The following is a 5,766-nucleotide window of genomic DNA, read 5'->3' as shown; positions in this document are numbered from 1 at the left end:
CGGGCGGCATGCCCCGTCCGCAGGCTCCCCGTCCGGGCGGTGCCCCCGGTGGTAACCGTCCGAACCCGGGCATGATGCCGCAGCGTCCCGCTGCGGGCCCGCGTCCCGGTGGTGGCCCCGGCGGTGGCCGTGGTCCCGGTGGCGGCGGTCGTCCCGGCGGTGGCGGCGCAGGTCGTCCCGGCGGCGGTGGCTTCGCCGGCCGCCCGGCCGGTCCCGGTGGCGGTGGCGGCGGTTTCGCCGGCCGTCCCGGTGGCGGCGGTGGCGGTGGCGGTGCGGGCCGTCCCGGCGGTGGCGGCGGCTTCGGCGGTCGTCCCGGCTTCGGTGGACGTCCCGGCGGCCCCGGTGGCCGTGGTGGCACACAGGGTGCGTTCGGCCGTCCCGGCGGTCCCGCGCGTCGTGGTCGCAAGTCGAAGCGGCAGAGGCGCCAGGAGTACGAGGCCATGCAGGCCCCGTCGGTGGGCGGCGTCATGCTGCCTCGCGGCAACGGACAGTCCGTCCGTCTGTCGCGCGGTGCCTCCCTCACCGACTTCGCGGAGAAGATCAACGCCAACCCGGCGTCGCTCGTCGCCGTGATGATGAACCTCGGCGAGATGGTCACGGCGACGCAGTCCGTCTCCGACGACACCCTCAAGCTGCTCGCGGACGAGATGAACTACGTCCTCGAGATCGTCAGCCCCGAGGAGGAGGACCGCGAGCTGCTCGAGTCCTTCGACATCGAGTTCGGCGAGGACGAGGGCGGCGAAGAGGCACTCATCCCGCGTCCGCCGGTCGTGACCGTCATGGGTCACGTCGACCACGGTAAGACCCGACTGCTGGACGCGATCCGCAAGACGAACGTCGTCGCGGGCGAGGCCGGCGGCATCACGCAGCACATCGGTGCGTACCAGGTCTCCTCCGAGGTCAACGGCGAGGACCGGAAGATCACCTTCATCGACACCCCGGGTCACGAGGCGTTCACCGCCATGCGTGCCCGTGGTGCGAAGTCCACCGACATCGCGATCCTCGTGGTGGCGGCGAACGACGGTGTGATGCCCCAGACGATCGAGGCGCTGAACCACGCCAAGGCGGCCGACGTGCCGATTGTGGTCGCGGTCAACAAGATCGACGTCGAGGGCGCCGACCCGACCAAGGTGCGCGGCCAGCTCACCGAGTTCGGTCTGGTGGCCGAGGAGTACGGCGGCGACACGATGTTCGTCGACATCTCCGCCAAGCAGGGTCTGCACATCGAGCAGCTGCTGGAGGCCGTGGTCCTGACCGCGGACGCCTCGCTCGACCTGCGGGCCAACCCGGAGCAGGACGCGCAGGGTATTGCGATCGAGTCCCACCTCGACCGCGGCCGCGGTGCCGTTTCGACCGTCCTGGTCCAGCGCGGCACGCTGCGCATCGGCGACACGATGGTGGTCGGCGACGCGTACGGCCGGGTCCGGGCGATGCTCGACGACAACGGCAACAACGTCGAGGAAGCGGGTCCGTCGACCCCCGTCCTCGTGCTCGGTCTCACCAACGTCCCGGGTGCCGGCGACAACTTCCTGGTGGTCGACGAGGACCGTACGGCCCGTCAGATCGCCGAGAAGCGTGCCGCCCGTGAGCGCAACGCCAACTTCGCCCGCAAGGGTGTCCGGTTCTCCCTGGAGAACCTGGACGAGGCGCTCAAGGCCGGTCTGGTCCAGGAGCTCAACCTCATCATCAAGGGCGACGCGTCCGGTTCGGTGGAGGCTCTTGAGTCCTCGCTGCTCCAGCTCGACGTCGGCGACGAGGTCGACATCCGGGTCCTGCACCGCGGTGTGGGTGCGGTCACCGAGTCGGACATCGACCTGGCGACCGGCTCCGACGCCATCGTCATCGGCTTCAACGTCCGCGCTGCCGGGCGTGCCCAGCAGATGGCGGAGCGCGAGGGTGTCGACGTCCGCTACTACTCGGTGATCTACCAGGCCATCGAGGAGATCGAGGCGGCCCTCAAGGGCATGCTCAAGCCGGAGTACGAAGAGGTCGAGCTCGGTACGGCGGAGATCCGCGAGATCTTCCGCTCGTCCAAGCTGGGCAACATCGCCGGTGTGCTGGTCCGCTCCGGCGAGGTCAAGCGCAACACCAAGGCGCGCCTGCTGCGCGATGGCAAGGTCATCGCGGAGAACCTCAACATCTCCGGTCTGCGCCGCTTCAAGGACGACGTCACCGAGATCCGCGAAGGCTTCGAGGGTGGTATCAACCTCGGGAACTTCAACGACATCAAGATCGACGACGTCATCGCGACGTACGAGATGCGCGAGAAGCCGCGAGGCTGATCCGCGGGGAATTCCGGGGGACACCCCCCGGACCTCTCTTCAACAGTCGGGGCCGGTCGACGGGTCGTATTTCCGTCGATCGGCCCCGGCCGTTCCGTGTACGGTTCTGGTGTCCCTGCCAAGCGCTGGCAGGGCGCGAACCCGAACCGGCGGGACATCCGGACATACATGTATGTGGGGACACTGTCCTTCGATCTGCTTCTCGGCGACGTACGGTCGTTGAAGGAGAAGCGCTCCGTCGTCCGTCCGATCGTCGCCGAGCTCCAGCGCAAATACGCGGTGAGCGCGGCGGAGACCGGCGGTCAGGATCTCCATCGCAGGGCCGAGATCGGCCTTGCCGTGGTCTCCGGGGACACCGGACACCTCACAAATGTTCTGGACCGGTGCGAGCGGCTGGTGGCCGCACGTCCGGAAGTGGAGCTGCTGTCCGTACGACGGCGGGTGCACAGCGACGAAGACGATTGAGCAAGGCGAAGAAGGAGACGGACCAGTGGCCGACAACGCGCGGGCTAAAAAGCTGGCGGACCTCATCCAGGAGGTGGTCGCCGAGAAACTGCAGCGCGGTATCAAGGACCCGCGTCTGGGTACGCACGTGACGATCACGGACACCCGGGTCACCGGCGACCTGCGGGAGGCCACGGTCTTCTACACGGTCTACGGCGACGACGAGGAGCGGGCGAGCGCCGCTGCCGGGCTGGAGAGCGCCAAGGGCGTCCTGCGTTCGGCGGTCGGAGCGGCGGCAGGGACGAAGTTCACCCCCACGCTGGCCTTCGTGGCGGACGCCCTGCCGGGCAACGCCAAGGCGATCGACGACCTCCTCGACCGGGCGCGTGCCTCGGACGCGCGGGTGCGCGAGGCGTCCTCGGGCGCCACGTACGCCGGTGGTGCCGACCCGTACCGCAAGGCGGATGACGAGAACGACGAGGACACCGCCTCCGAATGACACCGCAGAAAACGCCGGACGGCCTTGTCATCGTCGACAAGCCGTCCGGCTTCACTTCGCACGACGTCGTCGCCAAGATGCGCGGCATCGCCCGGACCCGCCGGGTCGGCCACGCCGGCACGCTGGACCCGATGGCGACGGGTGTTCTCGTGCTCGGTGTCGAGAAGGCCACCAAGCTGCTGGGCCATCTCGCACTGACCGAGAAGGAGTACCTGGGCACCATCCGGCTCGGCCAGAACACCATCACGGACGACGCGGAGGGCGAGATCACCTCGTCCACCGACGCCTCCGGTGTGACCCGGGACGGCATCGACGCCGGGGTCGCGGCGCTGACCGGACCGATCATGCAGGTGCCGTCCAAGGTCAGCGCCATCAAGATCGACGGCAAGCGGTCCTACGCGCGGGTGCGCGGCGGCGAGGAGTTCGAGATCCCGGCCCGGCCGGTGACGATCTCGTCCTTCCACGTCTACGACGTCCGCCCGGAGGTCGCCGAGGACGGCACGCCGGTCGTCGACCTGGTCGTGTCGGTCGTCTGCTCCTCGGGTACGTACATCCGCGCGATCGCCCGGGACCTCGGCGCCGGGCTCGGCGTCGGCGGGCATCTGACCGCGCTCCGGCGCACCCGGGTCGGGCCCTACGGCCTGGACGCGGCGCGGACGCTCGACCAGCACCAGCAGGAGCTGACCGTGATGCCGGTGGCCGAGGCCGCCGCCTCGGCGTTCCCCCGCTGGGACGTGGACGAGAAGCGCGCCAAGCTGCTGCTGAACGGCGTACGGCTGGACATGCCGGCCTTCCCGCCGGGACCGGTCGGTGTCTTCGGACCCGACGGGCGGTTCCTGGTGCTCGTCGAGGAGCAGAAGGGCAAGGCCAAGAGCCTCGCCGTCTTCGTCTGACGGGCGGTCCGGGGCCCGGTCCGGCCCCGGTCCGCCAGACCGGCCCTGGTGACCCCATCGTGGAGCGGGCGGGGCATTCCCTGCGCCCGCTCCACGACCCCCACATGTTCTGTCCACCGGATGCTGTTGATTCACCCCAACGAGCAGGCGCTCGGAGTGAATCAGGGGTGTATTCGGGGGCGCTTTTACTCCGAGCGGTACACGCGCTGATCATCGGACCTAACGTCGGACCATGGGAAGCGGGGACCGGGCAGCGCTGGTACGTATCTGCGATCCGGCCGGCCGGCCGCGGGGGACCGGATTCGTCGCGGACGACCGGGGCACGGTAGTGACCAGCCATGAGGCCGTCGTCGGCGCCGCCCGCTTCGTCCTGCACGGAGCGGGCGGCCGCAGCCGCACCGTCGGGGCCGACGACATCACCGCGCTGCCCGGGCTGGACCTCGCCCTGCTGCATACCGCGGGCCCCGGTGAGCTGGGCGTGGAGCCGGTCCCGATCGCCCTGCGGGACCGGATCGACGCCGGTACGTATGTGACGATCGCCGCGCACGGCTGGCGCGAGGCCCGGGTGCTCGGCACCGCCCCCGTGACGTACACCGCGAACGGCCGCTCCCACCGGATCGGCGCGGCGGTGGAGCTTGCGCTCGGCACGGACGGCAGGGACGCGCTGCGGCTCGGCGGCGTGGCCGTGGGCGGGCCCGTCCTCGACCCGGAGAGCGGCGCGGTCATCGCCGTGCTGGGCAGTGCGCTGCGCGCCGGGCACGCGGGCGCCGGGTTCGCCGTGCCGCTCCGGGCGGCGGGCACCGGCGGCCCGCTCGACGAGCTGCTGCGGCGCAACGCGACGAGCGTCCCCGGATACGGACGCGACCTGAACCTCGCGGGCGCCCTGCACCTCACCGCGACCTCGCTCGGCTCGGCGGACGGACCGGCCACCTGGCCCGATCCGGTCGAACGCCCGGACGTCAGCGCGGAGTTCGCCGCCTTCGCGGGCCCGGACCGGCCCTCGTCCGCGCCGGACGGACCCGCCGTCGTCCTCGGCCTCGTCGGAGCGCCGGGCACCGGCCGCACCACCGAACTGGCCGCGCTCACCGCACGCCGGGCGCGCGGCCCGGTCCCCGCACCCACCCTCTGGCTGCGCGGCGCCGATCTGCTGGCCGACGACACCTCGGTCGCCGACGCCGTGGCCCGTACGCTGCGGCGGGCCGGACGGATCGTCACCGCCGCCGGAGCCAGGGGCGACATGGCGACCGCCACCCCCGAGCGGGTGGCCCGGCTGGCCGAGGAGGCAGGGAGCCCGCTGCTCGTCCTGCTGGACGGCCCCGAGGAGATGCCTCCCGCACTGGCCCACGAGCCGGCCCGGTGGACCGCCGCCACGGTCGAATGGCTGCGGGGGAACGGGGCGCGGCTCGTGGTCGCCTGCGGGCCCGAGCACTGGGAGACGGCCGGTGCGCTCTGCCCACCCGGCGCGCTGCACCGCCCCGCCAGGCCGGCCAGGCGGCTGCCCCCGGCGGTCCGCCTGGGCGAGCTCACCGCGGACCAGGCCGAACTCGAGGGACTCGATGTCGGCACACGGACCGGTGGGACCAGTAGGCCCGGTGGGACCAGTGGGTCCAGAGGGACCAGTGGGACCAGTGGGGCCGGTAGAACCAGT

5 protein-coding genes are annotated in these 5,766 nt (G+C 71.5%); all 5 read left to right on the top strand.

Going from position 1 to position 5,766, the window contains the following annotated elements; genetic code table 11:
• Window positions 1-2,282: translation initiation factor IF-2 (gene infB / locus ABZY11_RS42490; RefSeq protein ID WP_356484306.1), on the top strand; the 2,282-nt coding region annotated here is incomplete at its 5' end.
• Between the two features lie 168 nt (window positions 2,283-2,450).
• Window positions 2,451-2,747: a DUF503 domain-containing protein gene (locus ABZY11_RS42485; protein WP_356484305.1), complete on the top strand. Its 297-nt coding sequence runs from the start codon at window positions 2,451-2,453 to the stop codon at window positions 2,745-2,747.
• 25 nt (window positions 2,748-2,772) lie between these two features.
• Window positions 2,773-3,225 (top strand): 30S ribosome-binding factor RbfA, encoded by a 453-nt coding sequence (gene rbfA / locus ABZY11_RS42480; RefSeq protein WP_356484304.1) that lies wholly within the window; start codon window positions 2,773-2,775, stop codon window positions 3,223-3,225.
• Window positions 3,222-4,118 (top strand): tRNA pseudouridine(55) synthase TruB, encoded by an 897-nt coding sequence (gene truB / locus ABZY11_RS42475; protein WP_356484303.1) that lies wholly within the window; start codon window positions 3,222-3,224, stop codon window positions 4,116-4,118. Before rbfA ends, truB begins: the two co-directional genes overlap by 4 nt.
• Before the next feature lie 232 nt (window positions 4,119-4,350).
• On the top strand, window positions 4,351-5,766 hold a 1,416-nt coding region (locus ABZY11_RS42470), incomplete at its 3' end, for a trypsin-like peptidase domain-containing protein (RefSeq protein ID WP_356484302.1).

The sequence above is a fragment of the Streptomyces sp. NPDC006510 genome, from assembly GCF_040611955.1.
In the GTDB taxonomy this organism is placed as follows: Bacteria; Actinomycetota; Actinomycetes; order Streptomycetales; family Streptomycetaceae; genus Streptomyces.
This window is presented reverse-complemented; position numbering and strand designations above follow the sequence as displayed.

What these genes read in the sequence shown, in the direction of transcription:
- truB (WP_356484303.1), top strand. Translation starts at nt 3,222, where the DNA reads ATGACACCGCAGAAAACGCCGGACGGCCTTGTCATCGTCGACAAGCCG.
- ABZY11_RS42485 (WP_356484305.1), top strand. Translation starts at nt 2,451, where the DNA reads ATGTATGTGGGGACACTGTCCTTCGATCTGCTTCTCGGCGACGTACGG.